Genomic DNA, 22,627 nt, shown 5'->3' with positions numbered 1-22,627 from the left:
TAGCTAAGCTTTAAGCTGATCACAGCTTACTTGAAAAACGATACCCAGCACCACGTACAGTTTGCACTAAACGGTCGTGTCCAAGTGGGCCAATTGCTTTACGTAGGCGACGAATGTGCACATCAACCGTGCGATCTTCTACGTAAACGTTAGTTCCCCATACATGATCAAGCAGTTGTTCACGACTATAAACACGCTCTGGGTGGGTCATAAAAAAGTGCAGTAATCTAAATTCGGTTGGCCCCATATCAAGCTCGTTACCTTCTGAGGTAACACGATGCGAAATAGGATCTAAACGCAGGCCATGTACTTCAATAGCCTCTTCTAATGAGGTTGGCGATACACGGCGAATAACCGCTTTAATACGTGCCATAAGCTCTTTAGGAGAAAATGGCTTAGTGACGTAGTCGTCAGCACCTACTTCAAGGCCGCGTACTTTGTCTTCTTCTTCGCCACGGGCTGTAAGCATAATAATTGGGATTTGGCGGGTGTGTTCGTTTTGCTTAAACTTTTTAGCAATTTGAATACCGCTTCCACCTGGTAACATCCAATCAAGTAAAACCATATCTGGGTAAGGTTCAACCATAGCTGCAATAGCAGAGTCGTAATCTTCTGCTTCAATTGCTTGAAATCCATTTTGCTCTAAAACAAAAACCAACATCTCCCTGATAGGAGCTTCGTCATCTACGACTAGTACTTTACGTGACATTCCAATTTATCTCTTACGCTATCGAATTAGTTTTCATTATTATGACTAAGTATGACATTTTTATGAAAGTGTAACGTGTAAATTAAAATGGTGGTAAAAAAAACACAAATTAGTGACAAAAAACCTCATTAACGTCATATTTTTAAAACCTTTTTAATATTTAACGTAATAATTAGAGATTTACGATAAATTTATAAAATAGCTAATTTTTGAAATTATCTACTTTTTGTCGCTAGTTAAATCATTAAATAATACAAAATTAGCTGGGATCATTGTTTTACTAACCAATACTTTTTTACAGATCGATCGTTTAAAAGTAACTTTAAAGCTATTTTAAAATTAACAAACCCGCCTGTGTAACAATCAATACGTTTAAAAATAGATCTAAATTTTACTAAGCCCCAAATAAAGGATCAGATTTTTACCAAGCCGATCTACTCTCAGATCAGAGTTGTACCTAGTCAAAGCCATAAGTTGTTGATTGTTTGTACAAATAAATAACGATCAAATTATCTCAGAGGCTAAAATAGCGCAAAAGTGTATTTGGCTTAGTAAAGTAATGATCCGAAAAGGCTGTGTTAGTAAATGCGTGATCCCAAAGTAAGGTGTTGGTAATACAGTGATCTGATCAATAGTAACCTGTAATATAAAAGTACAGGCATTAAAAAAGCCAGCAACTGGGTTACTGGCTTTTAAACTATTTATTTTAAAATAGATTTATTATCTAATTTTAGGATCAAGTTCGCCGCTTAAGTATTTAAGGTGCATTTCATCAAGTGAAATTGGCTTAATTTTACTAGCCTGACCAGAAGTACCAAACGAGTTATAGCGTGCAACACAAATCTCTGTCATTGCTTTAGTTGCTTCAGCTAGGTATTTACGTGGATCGAAATTAGATGGGTTTAGCGCCATATGACGGCGAATTGCACCGGTAGATGCTAAACGTAAATCGGTATCAATATTTACCTTACGAACACCAAACTTAATGCCTTCAACAATCTGTTCAACCGGCACACCATAAGTTTCTGGAATTTCGCCACCATACTGATTAATAATTTCTAACCATTCTTGTGGAACAGAAGACGAACCATGCATCACTAAATGCGTGTTAGGAATACGCGCATGAATCGCTTTAATACGATCAATCGCTAAAATGTCATCGGTTGGTGGGCGAGTAAATTTATAAGCACCGTGTGAAGTACCACAGGCAATTGCAAGTGCATCAACGTGTGTTTTATTTACAAAGTCAGCCGCTTCTTCAGGATCTGTTAGCATTTGCTCAGTGGTTAGTAACCCTTCTGCGCCAACACCATCTTCTTCGCCAGCTTCACCTGTTTCTAGTGAACCAAGCACACCTAGCTCTCCTTCAACCGATACACCACAGGCATGCGCCATAGCAACAGTTTCGCGCGTTACTTCTACATTGTATTCGTAGCTTGAAGGGGTTTTACCGTCGCTCATTAACGAGCCATCCATCATTACTGATGAAAAACCAAGCTGAATTGAACGCTGACATACACCTGGCGATGTGCCGTGATCTTGGTGCATAACAACGGGGATATGTGGCCATTCTTCAACGGCTGCTAAAATCATATGACGAATAAATGGAGCACCAGCATAAGCACGTGCACCAGCTGATCCCTGAACGATTACTGGGCTGTTTGTTTTGTCAGCCGCTTCCATTATTGCGCGCATTTGCTCTTGATTGTTAACGTTAAAAGCAGGTACGCCGTAACCATGCTCTGCTGCATGATCTAAAAGTTGTCGCATACTGATTAAAGCCATTGGGTATTCTCCAATTTATCGACAGTAGTTCCCTACCATCTAGTTTGAACGGATGTGTTAGTTTGGCGTTATAACAACGCCACGAAAAACCACTGCTTTGCAGTAATATTCCGTCTAAATTAACTATTAAATTGGGGTGAGAGGTATTTAATAATTAATTGTCGGTGAGGGCTATTAACCCCCACCTTACGCTACTAAAATTACTTAGCGCGCGACTCTAGCATTTCAACTGCTGGAAGTTTTTTGCCTTCTAAAAACTCTAAGAACGCACCACCACCAGTAGAAATATAAGAAACTTTATCGGCAATGCCGTATTTATCAATTGCGGCTAAGGTATCACCACCACCAGCAATCGAAAACGCATTTGAGTTAGCAATTGCTTGAGCAATAGCACGAGTACCATTACCAAATTGGTCAAACTCAAACACGCCAACAGGACCATTCCATACAACAGTGCCCGCATTTGCAATAATTTTTGCAAGCTTGCTCGCTGTATCAGGACCAATATCAAAAATCATATCGTCGCTTGTCACTTCGCTTACATCTTTAAGCGTAGCTACAGCAGACTCAGAAAACTCATTACCAACAACTACGTCAGTCGGTACCGGAATTTCACCATTATTAGCAATCGCTGCTGCACATAAACGGTTCGCTTCATCCATTAAATCAGGTTCGTAAAGCGATTTACCAACTGGGCTACCTGATGCAGCAATAAAGGTATTTGCAATACCGCCGCCAGTAACTAATTGGTCAACAATTTTAGAAAGTGAATCTAAAACGGTTAGCTTAGTAGATACTTTAGAACCACCAACAATCGCTACTAATGGACGCGCTGGGTTATCAAGTGCTTTGCCTAACGCTTCTAGCTCAGCTGATAACAATGGACCTGCACATGCCACATCAGCAAATAAGCCAACGCCATGGGTAGATGCTTGTGCACGATGAGCCGTACCAAATGCATCCATTACATATACATCACACAGTGCTGCAAGTTGCTTAGATAAGGCTTCGTCGTTTTTCTTCTCGCCTTTGTTAAAGCGCACATTTTCAAAAACAACAACTTCGTTATCAGCAATATCAACACCGTTTAGGTAATCTTTTTCTAAACGTACAGTTTGCTCAAGGGCATCGTTTAAGTAATCAGCGACAGGTGCTAGCGAAAACTCTTCATCATATTCCCCTTCCGTAGGACGGCCAAGGTGTGACATAACCATTACTTTAGCACCCATCTCAAGCGCTAATTTAATAGTAGGTAGTGCTGCACGAATACGCGCATCTGACGTCACTTTACCTGCTTTAACTGGTACATTTAAATCTTCACGAATTAATACGCGTTTGCCGTTTAAATCTAAATCTGCCATTTTTATGACCGACATGAACATCTCCTTAGTTAACGATACTGAACCTGAAAAATACGTTTAAAATTATTATATTAATAAATTACTTATTCACTGCCATCATAGCACGCGCTGTGTCGAGCATGCGATTAGCAAAACCCCATTCGTTATCACACCATACTAATAACTTTATCAGTCGTTTGTGACTAACACGTGTTTGTGTGCCATCAATAATACAAGAATGTGGGTCGTGATTAAAATCAACCGATACAAGCGGCTCTTCGGTATAACTTAAAATACCTTCTAAGCGGTCTTTTGCTTGTGCTTTAAGTGCATTATTTACTGCGTTTAAATCTACATCGGTATTAACCGTTACACTTAAATCCATTGCCGTTACATTTATAGTAGGAACACGTACGGCGATGGCTTCAAAACGGCCTTTAAATTTAGGTAAAATACGGTCTATACCACGGGCGAGCTTTGTATCAACTGGAATAATTGATTGGCTTGCAGCGCGTGTACGGCGTAAATCATGATGATAACCATCAATCACTTGTTGATCGTTCATCGACGCATGAATCGTTGTAATAGCGCCCGACTCAATACCAAATGCATCATCTAATACTTTAATAACCGGCACAACACAGTTAGTTGTACACGAGCCGTTAGACACAATTGTGTGCTCGCGTTTAAGCTCATCGTCGTTAATGCCATACACAATCGTAGCATCAACATCGTTATCAGCCGGGTGTGAAAACAACACCTTTTTAGCGCCTGCAGTAATATGTAGCTGCGCATGTTCACGCGAGTGATAAACACCCGTACATTCAAGTACAACGTCTACATCGAGCGTTTGCCAAGGTAATTCAATTGGGTTTTCTTCACAAAAAAGTGCAATGGTATCGCCTGCAACACTAATGGTGTCTTCACCAAGTTTTACAGGAAAAGAAAAACGACCGTGGGATGTGTCGTATTTTAATAAATGAGCAATAGCTTCAGGATCAGCAAGTTCGTTAATCGCAACAATTTTTATATCGTCGCTCAAACCAGACTCGTATAACGCGCGGACAATATTTCGACCAATACGACCAAAACCATTAATTGCAAGTTTGATTGCCATGAAATATAAAATCCACTCTTTTAGCGTGCAGATAAAGGCAATACGCCTTTTAGATGGCTGTATTGTAATCGACCTTGCATCTGATTATAAGAGGGAAGCATTAGAAACTTTAAATTAAGGTTAAAGAGCTTACGCATTGCAAGCTCTTTGATGGTTCTGACTTTTTAAATTAAGTTTTTTATACTAAATTTTTTAATGCGCTAATTATATCTTCTGGCTCAGAACGAGTACGATAATCAACATCAACATAACGCCAAGTCACTTTACCTTGTTTATCTAAAACAAAGGTGGCAGGGATCGGTAAAACACGACTATTGCCATTATTAACCGACTCTAAATTTAGGCCTCGGTCTACTCGCATATGCTCTAGTAAAAATGTAGGTACTTGCCATGCTACGCCGTAGCTTGCTGCTACATCGGCATTTTGATCACTCAGCACTAAAAAATCCATTTTACTTATTTCATCATCACTAAGTGAGCCATCGGGTACTTGCGGGCTAATAGCCACCAATTGTGCGCCTAATGCGTGAATTTCAGGTAAACGTGCTTGAAGCGCTTTGAGCTGTAAATTGCAGTACGGACACCAACTTCCACGATAAAAAGTAACAACCACAGGTCCTTTAGCAAGTAACTCGGTTAACTGCACCGATTGACCATGTTGATTTGGTAACTCAAAACTTGGTGCGCTTTGGTTTAAATCAAGTGCATTAGCACCTTGCTGAAACGCTTTTGCTTGTGCAATCGTTTCATCAACACCTTTCATGAAATCAGGATTACCTTTTCGCCCTGCGGCTATTTTTGCCTCAGTTTGTGCTTTTAACGTGTTATTTTCATCGCTCATAATATGGCTACCTTCAAATTAATCAAAAACTTAAAGCCAGCTTACATTATGAAAATGTATTTGAAATGAAAATTTTAACTTATTCATTTACTTCTAAATCAAACACCACGTTTATTGATGATTTAAATGTAATAGTTTCTTGCAGGTATCTACCTTGCTCAAATGGATTTCTAATAACTTTAGAACCGCTCACAACTATTCTCTCAAAATCATCTACGCCATAACCATAACTTGAACGGTTAGAATTGGAATTAATACTGTAAATTTTTCCAAGCTCTGCGCCAAATGCTTTAGCAAGCTTACCCCCTTTAACTATAGCGTTATCTATTGCGCCTTGTGTTGCTTCAGCTTCTAACTGCGCGGCTTTTGAAGACATAAGCTCAATATTCGTCAGTTCATTAATTTTTACACTTAATGCAAAATCGATAAAATCATTCAACTTTTCAATATTTCTTAATGTTACTTTAAGTGTTCTTGTTGCTACATATCCTGCATTAATTGCTGTACCGCTCTCGACATTAAACTTGTCGTCATCATTGTAAGTTAACAGGCTTGTAGCAGAAACATCCGTCTCCTTAACACCGTACTTGCTTAATCCTTTAAGTAACAAATTTACTCGATCATCAACATCACGTTTAGCATCAAGTGATTTGTCTTTAAAGCTTATTACTTCAAAAGAAATCTTAGCCATATCGGGCTTTGCTAATACCTCTGCAGTACCCTGCACTGCAATATGGCGATTAGCAGGCAAGCTTGAATTAGCAAAAGTGATAAGTGGGAATAAGGTTAAGAAAATAGTAGTGATGAGTTTCATGTTCGTTCCTTGAAGTAATTAGTAAATAATGATTACGTAACTGTACCTATAGTTATACGGATAACAATAAAAGTAAACTGCTCTTTATTGTAGGCGGGAGTTTATCTCGCGCGGCATAAAGCCCCGCCTACAGCCAACCTACGTCAACTCGCCTACTTTTAACTCTTTGCCACGGCTTATTTGATGGCACTGGGCTAGCAGTAACTCGGCGGTCGCTTGTGCGTCAGTAAGGGCATGATGGCAATGATAGCTCGGTAACTCATAACGTGTGCGACAGGCATTTAGGGTTAAATCATCTTGTTTTATTTCAGTTGAATGATGGAATAAGCGCTTTTGTTCAATATGGAGTGTGTCGATTATGAGTTTGGGACGTATCGTTATATTGGCATTTTTAAGCGCTATTTTTAAAAATCCCCAGTCGAGCATGGCATTATGAAACACTAAAATACAGTCGCTAAAATGTCTGCTTAACTGCGTTAATATACTATTTAGGCTTTGCCCTTTTGCTATAGCATCATCGCTAATCCCATGAAAAACAGGACTTTGAGCTAGGCTTTTTACGTCTTTATTTATAAGGTGCTGCGACTCGCTCATTTTTATACATTGGTTATCTATTATCACCCACGCTAGTGATACAATTTCGTGCTGTTTTGCATCAAGGCCAGTGAGCTCTAAATCAATCACCAAATAACGTTGTTGTAAGGCATTTTTGCCTAGTAATTTACGGCGCTTTAAATACCGAGTGAGCAGCTTTTTTACCATGTTAGTAATCCATCATTATAAACTGCCACGAGCAAACTTAAACGCGGCGGCTTGCTGCGCTTGTTTAACAAGGTAAAACGCTTCTTTTAGTTGATGGCGCTCTAATGAGTTTAATTTATTAGGGTTAATACAATTACTCGGTAAACCCTCTTCGTTTATTTGTGTACTCAAGCGAAGCTGCGTTAAGAACCGCCAGCAGTCTTTTAGGTTGTATATATCTTCTTTGCTGATCAGTTTATGCTTTAGTAGTGCGTCCAACCGCTCTTGTGTGTTGGCGCGCCTAATACCCGCTTTTAAAGCGTATAACCGCACTATGTCATTTATAATTACGACACCGCGTTTTTTTAAATCTATATATTTATTATTTTGATCTGTTTTTTCAGTTTTAAATTTATTAAATAAACCAATTGGCACGCTGTTGCTGCTTATGTCGGTTGCCATTGCGGCATAGAATAAGTCGTTACGCGATATACGAATTAATTGCTCGCAAAAAGCGGTGTATAAAGTATTTGAGCCTTCAATAAATCGCAGGTCAAAAAATATTTTACAGTTAAGCATTGCATCAGGCGTTGGGCTTTTTATCCATTTAAAAAATCGCTCGCTCCAGTCGTTTACGCTCATACGGCACTCATCGCTGCTTGCCATAATATTACCTGGGCAACGCCTAATGCCGCATTCAACTAAGTTTTCACATACAAACTCCCCCATGCTTTTAAAGTAAGCGTGTTGCTCGGGAGTTAAGTCGTTTGGAAGTAATAAGCCGTTATCTTGATCTGAATGCAGGGTTTGTTCTTCTCGTGCTTGCGAGCCAAAGCAAATAAAACTAAAGCTGGTTGGCGCTGCGCCATGCTCTTCTTGAAATAAATGAATAAGGCGCGATGTAAGCGCATCAGTTAAACCACTCAGTAATTTACCAATTAGCGATATGTCGTCAATGTTGTACGAAAAACCACGCAAAAGTTCGGGGATTTCTTTTGCGTAGCGTTTTAAATCAGTAACAGTATGCGCTTTGTATATGCGCCCAATAAGCTGTACGGGGTCACTTTTTTGTTGGCGCAGTAAATCGGTGCTGGTTATCATTCCTATCGGGTTATGGTTTTCGTCGAGCACGGGCAAATGATGAATATTGTATTTAAGCATTAAGTGCAGCGCCGAAAACACCCGGTTATTTTCAAATATAAACTTGGGCTTGGCGGTCATAATACTGCTGACTGCATCTTGTGGGTCTACCTCGTCAGCAAGTACGCGGTTACGTAAATCGCGGTCAGTCACAACTCCCACTAAGTGCGCGTGCTGCGTTATCATTATTGACGAGACACCATGCTCTTTCATTTTTTTAGCGCTTTGCCTAATACTTGCATCGGGCGAAAGTGTAATTGCTGTGCGGGTCATCAGCTCTGATATTTTACGTTCAGACCAACTATCGTTTTTACTTTTATAATGCGATGACAACAACCGGTTAGCATGAGCGCGTACAAAGTATTGCTCAAACGATTTGTATTCTCGGCGTAAATAATCAAAATGCGTTTGAGAGAGCATATACACTATGCCTTCTTTTTGTACCTCTAACCTATTTTGAATTGCTTCGCCGGTTAACAGCGACGGAAAACCAAAATAATCACCTTGCGCTAAGCGTGTAACAACATCCCCCTTGCCATCAACTAGGTCGTACAAACCAGAGCGAATTAAAAATAGTTTAGGGTTTTCACTTTGTAACCACTGCGTTTGGTTTTCGCGGGTGAGGTAAATAATATCAAGATGATTTACAAAATATTCGTATGCGCTGCTATCAAGCATTGTAAAAGGCGCTTGCAAACAAACGTATTGGGCTATTTCTTGTTGCTCTACACTCATTGTTGTACTCATTAAAAAGTATACACAACACCAATGTACTTATTTATTAAACAAATAAAAAGCCCGACTAAAGTCGGGCTTTTGGTGCTTTATGTTTTCTAAACTGTAACTTATAAATTGTGGCTAATGGTCATGCGCTTCAGCCGATCCTTTAGGGTTACGAATACCTTCAACCATTAGTTGAATTTCAACTGGTGTAGGTTTAGTAAACTTAAGAACAATTGCAGCTACTGCAAAGTTAATAATCATACCAATTAAGCCAATACCTTCAGGTGAAATACCTAAGAACCAGTTTTCAGGGCTGTTTAGCTCTGGGCTAACAAACTTGAAGAAAATGATATACGCAGCGGTAAAGCCAATACCCGTTACCATGCCTGCAATTGCGCCTTCGCGGTTCATTGTTTTAGAGAATATACCCATAATAATTGCTGGGAAGAAACTCGCTGCCGCCAAGCCGAATGCAAATGCCACTACCGATGCCACAAATCCAGGCGGGTTAATACCAAAGTACGCGGAGATAACAATAGCGACCATGGCTGCCAACCTCGCTGCAAGTAACTCTTGCTTGTCGGTAATATCGGGCTTGAGAGTTCGCTTGAGTAAATCGTGCGAAACAGAGGTTGAAATAACCAGTAGTAAACCTGCTGTTGTAGACAGTGCAGCGGCAATACCACCCGCAGCTACAAGTGCGATTACCCACGCTGGTAAGTTAGCAATCTCTGGATTAGCTAATACCATAATGTCGCGGTCTACGTTTACTTCGTTAGCACTGTTCGGATCGGTGATTTTACCCGCCGTGTAGAACATTTTGCCATCGCCGTTTTTATCATCAAATGTAATTAAACCTGTGCGTTCCCAGTTTTTAATCCACCCTGGTGCTTCTGCATACTCTGTACCACTGCCATCTTTACCGTTTATGGTATCAATCATGTTTACACGAGCAAACGAGGCAACCGCTGGTGCTGTGGTATAAACAATCGCGATGAACACAAGAGTCCATGCTGCAGAAATACGCGTGTCTTTTACGCGAGGTACAGTGAAAAAGCGAACAATTACATGTGGTAAACCAGCAGTACCTACCATTAATGCACCAGTAATAGCGAACACGTCAATCATGCTCTTAGAGCCTTCGGTGTACTGTGCAAAACCAAGCTCAGCGCTTAGACCGTCCAGTTTATCAAGTACGTACACGCCATCGCTGCCAATTAATGTGGCACCAAAACCTGTTTGTGGGAAGAAGTGACCCGTCATCATCATCGAGATAAAAATGGCTGGTACAAGGTATGCAAATACAAGTACACAGTACTGCGCTACTTGCGTGTAGGTAATGCCTTTCATACCGCCAAGTACGGCGTAGAAAAATACAATCACCATACCAATGTAAACACCGGTTTCAATTTCTACTTCTAAAAAGCGTGAAAATACCACGCCTACACCACGCATTTGCCCTGCAATGTAAGTGAAACAAATGAATATGGCACATACAATTGCCACTAAACGCGCGGTGCGTGAATAGTAACGGTCGCCAATAAAGTCAGGCACGGTAAACTTGCCGAATTTACGTAAGTAAGGCGCTAAACACATAGCTAATAGTACATAACCACCAGTCCACCCCATTAAGTAAACGCTGCCATCGTAACCTGCAAACGAAATAATACCCGCCATTGAAATAAACGACGCGGCGCTCATCCAATCCGCGGCTGTTGCCATACCATTAGCAAGAGGAGGTACGCCGCCGCCTGCTACATAAAACTCTTTAGTTGAACCCGCTCGGGCCCAAATTGCTATGCCGATATAAAGCGCAAAGCTTAAACCAACAATTATAAACGTGAGTGTTTGAACATCCATTGCTTAGCTCCTATTCGTCTACGCCGTATTTTTTATCTAACGTATTCATTTTGAAAACGTACACAAAAATCAAAGCAACAAAGGTATAAATCGCGCCTTGCTGGGCGAACCAGAAGCCAAGTTTAAACCCAAAAAAACGCACTTCATTAAGTACATCAACCAGTAATATGCCAAAGCCGAAAGACACGATAAACCACACTGCTAATAGTTTAAATAACAGTGAAATGTTTTCTGCCCAATAAGCTTTTGCTTGTTCTTCATCTTTAAAAGCCATTTTTGTTTTCCCCTTTAAGCACCGCAATATCGCGATGAGTGGTTTTTTATCTTCGCTTACCAATTTAGCAACGCTGGTTAAATATTGAATTGAGACCATAGTCGTAACAGCTTGTTAACGTTTACGTAAACTGCAGATTGAATTTTATTTAAAAAACCAAAAACCTTTTAATTACATAAAGTTAATCATTTATGGATATTTAAAATACAGGAGATGTTACAAATTAGTTAATACTGCGACATTAGTCTAATATAATTACAAATTTAAATTTAACCACTTAAATTCAACAACTTAAAATATAAATACCATTTAGAAATAAAAATCTGCACGCACACTCGCTAGGAGTTCTGGTATTGTGTTAATCCCTCATAGGGATGAGGGACTATTTAAAATAATAAGGTTTAATAACAACATGACTGCCGTACTCATTATTGTTGCTTTAAGTTATATAGGTGTGCTGTTTTGGCTTGCCAACTGGGGCGATAAAACAACACCTTTGGCAAAGCGTATTAGCCACCATCCTTTTGTATATTCACTGTCATTAGGCATTTATTGTACGTCGTGGACTTATTACGGCTCGGTAGGTACAGCGGCCACCAGCAGTTGGAGTTATTTACCCATTTTACTTGGCCCTGCCTTGTTGTTTTTTTTCGGCCAAGGGTTTTTACGTAAATTGGTACTTGTGAGTAAAAAGCAAAACATAACCACTATTGCCGATTTTATTTCAGCTCGTTACGGCAAACGCCAAACTACGGCGATTATGGTTACTGTAATCGCGTTACTAGCGACTATTCCCTACATTGCACTGCAATTAAAAGCGCTCAGTACCAGCTTTTTACTGCTGCAAAGTAGTACTAAAATATCCGGTGATATGCTCGCGCTTTCGGCTACATTAATTATGGCTTTGTTTGCCATATTTTTTGGTACACGCAAGGTTGATGTAACTGAATATCGTTCTGGGTTAATGCTTGCTGTTGCATTTGAATCAATGATTAAACTGATTGCCCTTATTGCTGTTGCTGGACTTGCAGTATTTACACTATTTAACTTGCCCGAAACCGCTGCAAATAAAGTAACCGAATCGATTTGGGATCACTGGACTAACTTTAACTTTTTTAGCTTTAACTTTATTGGCCAGTCTTTAATGGCTGCAGCGGCTATTATATGTTTGCCTCGCCAGTTTCATGTAACCGTGGTCGACAATCAAAACAAACGCCACTTACTTACCGCTCGCTGGGCTTTTCCGCTGTATTTACTACTAACAGCCGCAATGATTTTACCTATTGCGACTGCGGCCATTCATCCTGAAATTGGCAGCGGTTATTCACCCGACAGCTTTGTACTTGCCCTACCTTTAATTAACGACAATGCATTCTTAACCACTTTTGTATTTATAGGTGGACTATCTGCCGCCACCGCAATGATAGTGGTAGCAACGCTTACATTAAGCACGATGATTTCAAACGATGTGGTATTGCCGTTAATGCTGCGTAGAAAGTTTAAACGTAACTTAATTACCAGCAGTTATAAGTCTCGTATATTACTTGTAAGGCGCTTTGCTATTGCAGGCATATTAATTTTGGCCTATTTCTATCAGCAATGGTTTGGCCATAGTAGCGCACTGGCCAGTATGGGCTTGGTCGCATTTTCACTTGTTACCCAATTGCTGCCCTCTATTGTGGGTGGTTTATATTGGCGAAAAGGTCATGCTTATGGGGTGTATGCGGGTTTAGTAGCAGGCTTTATTTGCTGGATACTATTTTTAATGCTGCCAATACTCGATGCCGGTACAACCCTTGATAGCGAGCTGCAACAAACGCTTATAACGCGTGGAACCTTGATAGCTTTGTTTGCCAATATTGGTTGTTATATTAGTTTTTCACTTGGGGCTGAGGAGCGCTTAATTGATAAAATTCAGGCCGCTGCTTTTGTTAACCCTAAAGATCAGACTATTTTATCAAGGCGCTTAAATAAAGACGTAAAAGCCACCGTTTACGACTTTAAAATACTACTGCAAACATTTCTAGGTATTCAGCGCAGCCAACAAGTACTGGCCCATTACGCACTCGCCCATCATTTAAGTGATAACAACGCACACCCAGAGCCTGAATTTATAGCTTACTGCGAACGCGCATTAACGGGCGTGCTTGGTGCATCGTCGGCACAAGCGTTAATACATACGGTATCGTCGGGTAAACGTATGGCGTTTGAGGAAGTAGTAAACTTTTTTGACGAAACCACACAAGCGTTGCAATTTAATCAAAATCTGTTATTTACCTCACTCGAAAATTTAAGCCACGGTATTTCAGTTGTTGATAAAGATTTAAAACTCGTTGCATGGAACAAACGCTACAATGAAATGTTTGGCTACCCTGAAGGCTTTTTAGAAGTAGGCCAACCCATAGAAGACATTATTAGATACAACGCTAACCGTGGTGAATGTGGCCCAGGCGAAATAGAACGCCAAGTAGAAAAACGTGTACAGCATTTAAAATATGGCAGCTCGCATCATTTTATTCGCCACCGTCGTAATGGCCAAGTATACGAAATGATTGGTAATCCGCTGCCCGATGGCGGATTTGTTACCAGCTTTTCAGATATTACAAACCACATAAGTACGCAAAATGCGCTTGAAGAAGTAAACATGGATCTTGAAAACCGCATAGAAGCACGTACTCAAGAAGTGCAAACTATCAATAAAGACTTACAAGCTCAAATAGATAGCCGTGTACAAACTGAGCAAGCACTTACTTTAGCCAAACGAGAAGCAGAGCAAGCCAACGACAGTAAAACGCGCTTTTTAGCACTGGCGAGCCACGACATTTTACAGCCGTTAAATGCAGCACGTTTATACCTTGCCGCTATTGACGAAAAACAGCTCGACAGCACTAACCAAAACAGCTTTGAAAAACTAGGCGACAGTCTCGATTCAACCGTGCATTTAATGTCGGCATTGCTTGAAATAGCTAAGCTTGAGCAAGGCGCTATGACCCCTACCCCTCGCCACTTTTATATTGAAGATATTTTAGCGCCACTGCAAAGTGAATACGCTATTTTATCAAGTGATAAAGGGCTTAAACTTAGTGTGCGTTCAAACCAGCAAATTGTGCACAGCGATATAACCTATCTGCGCCGAATTATTCAAAACTTGGTCTCTAATGCAGTTAAATACACCGATAATGGTCGTGTATTAATTGCCTGTAGAAACCGTAAACACAATTTACGAATAGAAGTATGGGATACAGGCCCAGGTATTAGCGAAGTAGAGCAAGCTAAAATATTTAACGACTTTTACCGTGTTGAGTCGGGCGATAACAAAGGCGTTGGCTTAGGGCTTGGCGTAGTAAAACGAATGGCAGACCTATTAAGCTTACCGCTAGACGTACATTCAGAACCTAATAAAGGTAGCCGCTTTAGTATTGAAGTGCCCTACGGCGATGTACAATTTGTACAACAAAAACCTACGGCAAGTAACTTAATAGAAAATCGCGCTGCTATAAATATTGTAGCCGTAGACGACGACCCCGAAAACCTAGCAGCAATGGCAAGTTTACTTAAGAAGTGGCAGGCTAATTACACACTGTTTGATAACGTAGATACGGTACTAAGGCACGCTAAAGAAAACGGGGCACCCGATGTTATTCTAATGGATTATCAATTAGGTGATGACTGTGATGGCATTACGCTTATTAAAACTCTGCGTGAAATATGGCAAAGCCAAGTACCTGCTATTTTAATTACAGCAGTGCGCGACACAGAACTTAAACAAGAAACCAAAGCCGCTAATATTCATTATTTAAGTAAGCCAATTAAGCCAGGTAAACTAAAAGCCTTGCTTAATCACAGCACCTAATACCAATAACTATTAGCTAACTTTTACCGGCACAAAACAAAAAGCCCAGTATTAATACTGGGCTTTGCTTTAGCTAACTTTACTTAGCGTGAGATCTGTTTACTTAGCTAACTCGGCTTCTAAGCTTTTGGAACAACCAACTTAACCCCACCAACGAAAGCCCTAATCCAATAAACGAAAGCGCTTTAAGTAAGCCCTCCAAGTTAGCCATATCAATTAAAAACACTTTAACAATAACTGCAGCTAGTATGCCTAGGCCTACTTTTTGTATTAATAATTGATTTTTTAAATGACCAAAAATAACAGTACCCGCACCCAATACTAACCAAATAACAGAGTAGCTATAAAGCTCTGCATTGCTTGCGCCTTTTGATAAGTAAATGTAAGGACCTTGCCAGTACTGACGAATAAAGCTGTTTATTGCCAATAATATAAAGCCACCCGCAACGGCCAATATAAATGGCGTAGCTTTAGCATTTATTGGTTTTACAAGCTTGGCCAGCCAAAGCGTTAATCCTGCAGGAACTAACCACAATAGTAATAACCAGTTAAATATTGGCAGCTCACCTATGTAAAGTGATTCAAATAATGGGTTATCGTCAAGTAGTGTTTTAATAGCAAAAAGCCCTGCTAATCCCGCAAGTGCAAAACCCGCCACTTTATATAACTTAGCTAAAGTACCGGCAAGTTTTGCTCTGTGTAAATACACACACCCTAATGCCAGCCAGTTACAGGTAAGGAGTATTTGTTCGTAAAAGTTAAGTGAATCAAATTGCGGATAATGCCCTACTAGCTGATAACTTGTTTCGGTAGTAATAAAAAGCGCTAAACAATGAAGGGCTGCACCTTCGAGCCATATTTTAAGTTTTGATGAGTCAAAGCACTTAGCTGCGGCAAAAAATAACGCGATACATAACGGATAAACCACAATACTCCAATGCAAACCAAATACCGTTAACGCATCGTAGCTTGGTGTCCAAGGCGCAAGCGTTAAGCGCAGTAATAACGCAGCAACCAAGGCTTTTATAGGCCAATGTGGCATAGGCACGTTATAGCGCTTAATAAGTACGCTTATAAGTAATACTTGTACAACAAGAGCAATGGTTAGGCCGCTGTCACTTAATAGCATGGTAATTGCTAACGTAATATTGGCATTAGCACCTACCCAATAAGTAAAACGCTGAAATAGCGTTGTATTATGTTGCGCAGACTTTATTAAAATAGCTGCCACTATAAACAATACAACACCCCAAAGTGGATATGCAGTACTTAACGCGGAATTAGGAATAAGCGTATATAAAGTAGCTATCATTACAAATACACTAAATGCCCCCGTAATATGAAACGCTAAACGCTTAATCTGTTTTTTACCGTAATAAAGCCCAAAAGTAGTAAGTAACAATCCGAGTAATAAACCCAAACCATACTCATTTTTGAATATAAAGAGTGCGTCATCAAATAGATTTGGCGAAAGATGCGTGCGCTGAGCGCCTAACACTAATAGCGTTGAAATAACTAACGCTACGCCCTGCCAAATATCCCAACGGCTATTTTTAAGGACTAAAAACAACACCAATACAATACTTAACACGCCGATTGCTTGCCACTGCATATCAAAGTGACTGATCAACATAGTAAATATTAAGGGCGCTATAAAAGCGAGTAGTAATGCATGATCTGGAAGCACTTTAATTAAGCGTTTTAAACTGTACGGGCGATGTTCAATAACATTCAGTTTTAGACCTAAGCGCGGTATAGCAATTAACCCTACAATACTAAGTAAAGCAAATGCCCCCATTAACCAAACGGTATTAACTTCAAGTAGCGTAAAACCAACTAAATACCAGCCAATGTGCCCTGCCCATAATAAATACCACAACCAAGCTCGCTGCACTTTATGTGCAACTAACGCAGCCGACAAACTTACAAAACCAACATACATAAATAACGCAAACAAGTTACCGCTGCCTGTATTAACCCATATTGGTACACTATAAGCGCCAATAATACCTAATACAGCCAATAATGGGCCTAACCTAAGCGCCATTGCACTTGCACTAATTGCAATAACTGCCAGTGCAAAAAATGCCACGGTAGGGCTAAGCATATCGTAGCTACTGTAAGCTAAAAGCGTTAAAGCAAAACAGGTAATAAACCCGCCGCTTGCAAGCGCTGCGGGTATGTAATTATTAAAGCCTTCAAATACAACGCGTTTATGATGTAAATAAGCCGCGGCTGCAATTAAGCTAAGCCCAAATAAGCCACCTAAACTCAACCTCATTACAGGCGATAGTAATCCAGCTTCTAGGCTGTATTTAGCTAAAAATATGCCCCCAAACGCAAGCGCTATTGCGCCTATCCAGGTCATCCAGTTCTCTTCAAACCCTCCGCGTAGTTTATTAAAGAGTAACTCTATGGCTGATGCTTTAGCTGGTTTGGCTTTTTTAGGAGGCGCTGATGGCTGATTTATTACAGGTGGTGACGCGCTTTGGGGCGTTAAGTTTGACCGTGCTTTATAAGCGATTGGCTCAGACCTTGAAAGCGCTACCTGAGCAGTAGATGCTTCGCTTTGAGGTTCACTTTGCGATATCGGTTTATGTGTTTGTAAGTGTGTGACTTTGGCCCTTAAAACAGCAACTTCTTGTTTTAATCCATTTAACTGCACTAGCGCTATTAAGCCGCAAATAGCACCGGCAACTACAACCAGTATTACTATAACGGCTAACCCAACTAAATCATCCATGGCACACTCTTATTAATTATTATGCCCTGAGTGTACCTAATTATTAATAAGTAGGTAAATTTTGTTCGATAAAAAAAGCCTAAGCACTTAAAGTACTTAGGCTTTACGCTACATAATATATTTAGGTTTATTCAACACTATCGGTAATAGTACGCTCTAGGGTCATTTTATAACCTGAGCTTGTTGTTTCATCATGCTCTAAAATCAATATGTAATTACCCTCTTGTGTAAAGTCCATATCGCTTTGTTGAATAAGCACAATTTGCTGACCGTTGTCTTCATATACAGCATAAACAGTGTAAACTTCGTTATCTACAACCTGCTCTTCTTGATCGTATCTATCTAAACCATCAACTACGTTACTGGTGTCGTCTACCGTTTCGCCGTTAAGTGTAAAGTACACATCTACATCTGAAACCGACTGCCCTGCGTAGCTTTCAATTAGGTTTACAACCGATACCGTATGGCTGTAACTACTTGGCGTTAGGTTTTCTTCAACGCTCATCATACGTAGACCGTTATCAACGTCGTTATAAAAAATACCCACCGCACTTTGCTCACGCTCTAGCGTCATTAAAAAGTTATCGGCAAGCTTTGTGCCTTCTTCGTCGTACATCGCTACGCTGTAACTATTAGGCGAAAGTTCAACATAGTCTGTATACGAATCACTAGCGACTGTATTTGTTGTATTTACAGTTGTGCCACGTGTAGCCGAAAAGCTAACTGGCGAGTAGTCATCAATCGTATTTATAAAACGTAATTGCCCCAACGCAGATTGGTGCTTAAGCTCAGTAACGTAATTATTATCGGTTACTACATCAAGCGTAATACCGCCTTCTTCTGTTGCATAACTTGGGCGGATCATTGCTACATAGCTTGCTTCGTCGTATAAATAAACAGATGACGACTCGTACACAACATCACTGCTGCCCGCTTGAGTTATATAAATAGTGTAATAACCTTCATCAATGCTTTGCAGGTCTAACTCACTTAAATATTGAGCCGATGAAAAAAGTGTCGCGCTTTCAAATACGCCATCATCAGTTGCTAAGTAAATATCGTAGTTAGTGTCTTCCCCTGCAATATTATAAAACCCTAAGTTAAACTCACCCGTATCGCTTGTGATAGGTACGCTAAGCTCTGTAAATGTAGGTTCATCGAAGTTGCCGCTCATTACTACTAACTGTGTTTTGTCACCTTTAATAGAAATTTCTTGGTCGCTAATTGTTATATAGCTGTCGTTAGCATCTAGGTATTCAAAACTTACATCATAAGTACCTGTACTGTAGTTATGGCGAGTAGTTACATCGGCAAAATCAGCGCCTGAACGCTCTGTTTCTTCAACAAACAAACGTGTGTATGGGCTATTGTAAGAGCCGTTATACAATTGGATGTAACCTGTAGAGCTTGAGCTATCGTCAGAGCCGCAGCCCGACAAAATAGTAATTAGACTTAAGGGTAATGCAGCTTTTAAAAGGGAGTTGGTCATTAAGGTTATTCCTTATTATTAATATCTCCATTATGACCCAAACATTCTATTTTAATTTCATGATTTACAAAGCATTACCCTCACTGACACTTACTTACGAAAACGTTAAAAAGTGTAGTAAATGTGCAAACAATAAGGACGTGTTTTAATATAATTAAAAACGCTTACGGGGCAACTTCAAAATGATCTCGACCATTTTTTTTAGCTAAATATAAAGCTTGGTCAGCGCGTTTCATTACACTATCAAGTGCTTCGTCGCTAATCCGCTTAGCAATACCTATACTCACAGTTAAAAAGCGATCATCCTTAACCTTAATAGTATGAACAAGCTCTAAAACAGCCTGAGAAAATTTAGCGACATCATCAATGTTACTTGATGGAAAATAACCCGCAAACTCTTCTCCGCCTATACGAGCAAAGATATTTTCGCTTTCAAATAGAGCATTTACTTTCCCTGCAAACTCTTTGAGTACTTGATCTCCCATATCATGGCCAAAATTGTCATTTATGGATTTAAAGTGGTCAATATCAATAATTAAAATAGTGTACGGATTAGTAACTGCATTTTTAACATTTTGATAAAAGCAACGTCTGTTATATACCTTTGTTAATTCGTCAATAACAAATTCTTGCGCTAATCTGTTGTGCATCTTTTACATAAATAACATTGTTTTAAATAACCCATAGGCAGTGATCACCATACCCAGCGTTTTACATAAATCGTTTAAATAAATATCAATTCACCCTGGCTGTACAACTACCTCATTGAGTAAATCAGTTGTCATACCCACTATCCATAGCAGCAAGCCAATCGTGACATATACATACGCTTTTTTTGCCAACTTAGAACACTGAACAACCCAAAATACGGTAACAATAACAATTAAGTTTATTAGGTCGCTCGTAAATCCATACATGCTATTTTTAATATCTAAGTGCGAAAAAGCCACTAAGTTATAAATAGTAAAAACCACAATAAAAGAAAGTAACGCAAGCATAAGCAGCTTATTTAACCGCGTAATGTACACAAAGCGAGTTAACTTTAAACTTACGGTTTCAAATTTAATCATAAGGAATTCTTATATTTACGTTTTAATTAATCGTTAAAAACTATAACACACCATATAAATCAGACCTTAAATTAAGGTGCTTAACCCCCATAACCCCAACACTAAAATAGTAATACCAATCATCGCTTTAGTTTTATGTTTACTAATGATTCGCTCAGCTTCATTACCTGCATAATAAACAATAATAGCCAGACCAAAGTAACGAATAGAACGCGCGATACCCGAAGCCAATAAAAATAGCCAAATAGAGTACTTAGTCGCGCCTGCTGCAAGCATCGCTATTTGAAACGGAATAGGCACTATGCCCAGTGTTATTACAAACCAAAAACCTTGATCTTGCATTTGTTGTTTAACGTTTTCAAATTGCTCAGGGCTCGAAAACGTATTAATAATCCAATCGCCAACCGCATCAAATAAATAATAACCTAACGCATAGCCAAACAATGCACCCACTATGCAACCTAAAGTCGCCATTAACGCGATAAGCCATAGTTTTTCACGACGAGCCTGCATTAACGGCACTAATACAGCCTCAAGTGGAATAGGCACTATGGTTGACTCTAAAAACGACGCCACTGTAATACCAGTTAGCATGTGTTTAGAGTCAATAAATTTACGTGTTTTTTGTTTAAGTTTTTTTTGAATGGCCATGTTCAATCCTTTTAAAGGCGATAGTAAATTTATATATGCTTTAATCATCACATAATTAGGTTAATACAGCCTGAAAATTTCACTATTACTTGCGTAACTTATTTACTATTAACAAATTAGCAATGTTTATAATAATATTTTATTATCTGCCCATGTAGTTAGATTCCCTATCACAGTAGTTATTAATTTATGCAAAGTGCGCGTTTTATTCCCTTTAGAAAGCAAGATATTGTTGATATGTGTAGCCTAGAGCTCAATAACAACACACAACAAACATCGTTTAAACAATTTTGCGATTTACTAGCAAGCCTTATTCATTACGATTACCACGCAACACTTGAATCACTTAAAAACAACTACGCCCCTTTTGATCCTAACAGTGACACGCGATCGTTAGCGCCAGTATCGGCTGATCAAAAAGCGCAGTGCCAACGTGAGTTTGCTAAAGATTTTGCCAAGGTGCTTAATGCCGCTAATTTTGAAGTGATCACCAATGAAGACTTACAAGATGCATTAAATGAAGAGTCGCTATTTAAGGTGCGCCTTGAAGTTGAATTTGACGACTTTGAAGAAGTCGTATTTTATCGCCGTGGCGAGTCGCAACTCACTGAAACGATTACCAGCTTTTGGGGCCTTCGTAAAAAGCCGCTGCACTTTACTAATTACGACCGTGTTGCTGTGTTTATTCGCTTTAAAGATAGCGCTTATTTTAAAGCTAAAAATAAAACACCAATGGGATTTGAGCCAAGTTCAACCATAGTAAAGCTGTTTCAAAATGTACCAAAGGCCGATCTCGAAATGCTATTTCCTAATAGTGAAGTACGCATGCGCCCTATCGATAAAGCAATTATTGGCTCATCGGCTTTAGTTGGCGGTGCAGTGGTACTTATAACTAAACTTGGCGCATCAATCGTATTATTGCTTGCTCTGTTTGCTTTTTGGGGTGGTTTTAGAAGTGAAGCTGTAGAAATGACCCAACAACATTTTATTACCTTTGCTATTGGCATGGGAGTATTTGGCAGCTTTATTTTTAAAGAATGGAGTAAATTTAAAAACCGTAAAATAAAATTTATGAAAGCCCTTAGTGACAACCTCTATTTTAAAAACCTCGATAACAACGCTGGCGTATTTCATACCCTTATAGACGCCGCCGAAGAAGAAGACATAAAAGAAGCCCTGCTTGCGTATACCTTTTTATTAAAATCAGAAAGCGGCTTAACCGCACAAACGCTTGATGAACAAATAGAGCATTGGTTTAAAAGCAAATACCAGTGCGATCTTGATTTTGAAATTAGCGACGCACTTGAAAAGCTCGTTCGCATGCGTTTAGTAACGTGTAGTAACGAAATAGAAGGTAATGAAGTGTATAGCGCGCTAAGTTTAGACCATGCAAAAGCTATTTTAGATGAACGTTGGGATAATCTGTTTCAGTATAATTAATGTAGTATTTTTGCTAAATAATTACCCAAATAAAAAG

The 22,627-nt window shown here is 39.5% G+C and carries 15 protein-coding genes and 1 pseudogene; 2 read left to right on the top strand and 14 right to left on the bottom strand.

The genetic code is table 11. The annotated features are described in order from the left end of the window. Positions 1 to 19 precede the first annotated feature (19 nt). From phoB to BW142_RS14460, 10 genes are all read right to left on the bottom strand, one after another. Positions 20 to 709, bottom strand: a complete 690-nt coding sequence (gene phoB / locus BW142_RS14505; protein WP_006791869.1) for a phosphate regulon transcriptional regulator PhoB — start codon at positions 707 to 709, stop codon at positions 20 to 22. A gap of 720 nt (positions 710 to 1,429) precedes the next feature. Then, complete coding sequence (gene fba, locus BW142_RS14500) at positions 1,430 to 2,494, bottom strand: class II fructose-bisphosphate aldolase (protein ID WP_007587174.1); 1,065 nt, start codon at positions 2,492 to 2,494, stop codon at positions 1,430 to 1,432. Between the two features lie 200 nt (positions 2,495 to 2,694). Then, positions 2,695 to 3,870, bottom strand: a complete 1,176-nt coding sequence (locus BW142_RS14495) for a phosphoglycerate kinase (RefSeq protein ID WP_024598977.1) — start codon at positions 3,868 to 3,870, stop codon at positions 2,695 to 2,697. A gap of 64 nt (positions 3,871 to 3,934) precedes the next feature. Further along, positions 3,935 to 4,951 carry an erythrose-4-phosphate dehydrogenase gene (gene epd, locus BW142_RS14490; RefSeq protein ID WP_024598978.1) on the bottom strand — a complete coding sequence of 339 codons (1,017 nt, stop codon included), beginning with the start codon at positions 4,949 to 4,951 and terminating at the stop codon, positions 3,935 to 3,937. 178 nt (positions 4,952 to 5,129) lie between these two features. Beyond that, complete coding sequence (locus BW142_RS14485; RefSeq protein ID WP_076925311.1) at positions 5,130 to 5,792, bottom strand: peroxiredoxin-like family protein; 663 nt, start codon at positions 5,790 to 5,792, stop codon at positions 5,130 to 5,132. Between the two features lie 79 nt (positions 5,793 to 5,871). Beyond that, positions 5,872 to 6,606 carry an SIMPL domain-containing protein gene (locus BW142_RS14480; protein ID WP_076925310.1) on the bottom strand — a complete coding sequence of 245 codons (735 nt, stop codon included), beginning with the start codon at positions 6,604 to 6,606 and terminating at the stop codon, positions 5,872 to 5,874. Positions 6,607 to 6,744: 138 nt separating this feature from the next. Continuing rightward, a complete protein-coding gene (locus BW142_RS14475; RefSeq protein ID WP_076925309.1) occupies positions 6,745 to 7,368 on the bottom strand; it encodes a 3'-5' exonuclease in 624 nt (207 codons plus the stop codon). A gap of 15 nt (positions 7,369 to 7,383) precedes the next feature. Beyond that, on the bottom strand, positions 7,384 to 9,222 hold the full coding sequence (locus tag BW142_RS14470) for a DUF294 nucleotidyltransferase-like domain-containing protein (RefSeq protein WP_076925308.1): 1,839 nt from the start codon (positions 9,220 to 9,222) through the stop codon (positions 7,384 to 7,386). Positions 9,223 to 9,345: 123 nt separating this feature from the next. Next, positions 9,346 to 11,070: a sodium:solute symporter family protein gene (locus BW142_RS14465; RefSeq protein WP_076925307.1), complete on the bottom strand. Its 1,725-nt coding sequence runs from the start codon at positions 11,068 to 11,070 to the stop codon at positions 9,346 to 9,348. A 10-nt stretch (positions 11,071 to 11,080) separates the two neighbouring features. Beyond that, entirely contained in the window at positions 11,081 to 11,344 is a 264-nt protein-coding gene (locus BW142_RS14460) for a DUF4212 domain-containing protein (RefSeq protein WP_007377498.1), read from the bottom strand. 412 nt (positions 11,345 to 11,756) lie between these two features. Between BW142_RS14460 and BW142_RS14455 the strand changes: the two genes are divergently transcribed. Next, positions 11,757 to 15,197, top strand: coding sequence for a PAS-domain containing protein (locus BW142_RS14455; RefSeq protein ID WP_076925306.1), 3,441 nt, complete (start codon positions 11,757 to 11,759; stop codon positions 15,195 to 15,197). A gap of 103 nt (positions 15,198 to 15,300) precedes the next feature. On the opposite strand, the gene BW142_RS14450 is transcribed toward BW142_RS14455, so the two are convergent. The 4 genes and pseudogenes from BW142_RS14450 to BW142_RS14435 all read right to left on the bottom strand — a co-directional run bounded on the left by BW142_RS14450 (position 15,301) and on the right by BW142_RS14435 (position 21,150). Next, a complete protein-coding gene (locus tag BW142_RS14450; RefSeq protein WP_076925305.1) occupies positions 15,301 to 17,940 on the bottom strand; it encodes a DUF2339 domain-containing protein in 2,640 nt (879 codons plus the stop codon). Between the two features lie 127 nt (positions 17,941 to 18,067). Continuing rightward, entirely contained in the window at positions 18,068 to 19,429 is a 1,362-nt protein-coding gene (locus BW142_RS14445) for a hypothetical protein (protein WP_076925304.1), read from the bottom strand. 164 nt (positions 19,430 to 19,593) lie between these two features. Continuing rightward, positions 19,594 to 20,496: pseudogene (locus BW142_RS14440) on the bottom strand (GGDEF domain-containing protein). Between the two features lie 69 nt (positions 20,497 to 20,565). Further along, positions 20,566 to 21,150: a VTT domain-containing protein gene (locus BW142_RS14435; RefSeq protein ID WP_076925303.1), complete on the bottom strand. Its 585-nt coding sequence runs from the start codon at positions 21,148 to 21,150 to the stop codon at positions 20,566 to 20,568. Positions 21,151 to 21,339: 189 nt separating this feature from the next. Here BW142_RS14435 and BW142_RS14430 point away from each other — a divergent pair, with 189 nt between their 5' ends. Continuing rightward, positions 21,340 to 22,590, top strand: a complete 1,251-nt coding sequence (locus BW142_RS14430) for a TMEM143 family protein (protein WP_076925302.1) — start codon at positions 21,340 to 21,342, stop codon at positions 22,588 to 22,590. Positions 22,591 to 22,627 lie beyond the last annotated feature (37 nt).

The sequence above is a fragment of the Pseudoalteromonas sp. EB27 genome (genome assembly GCF_001974875.1).
Taxonomy (GTDB): domain Bacteria; phylum Pseudomonadota; class Gammaproteobacteria; order Enterobacterales; family Alteromonadaceae; genus Pseudoalteromonas.
The sequence above is the reverse complement of the archived record's forward strand: the minus strand, read 5'-3'. Positions and strand labels throughout refer to the sequence as shown.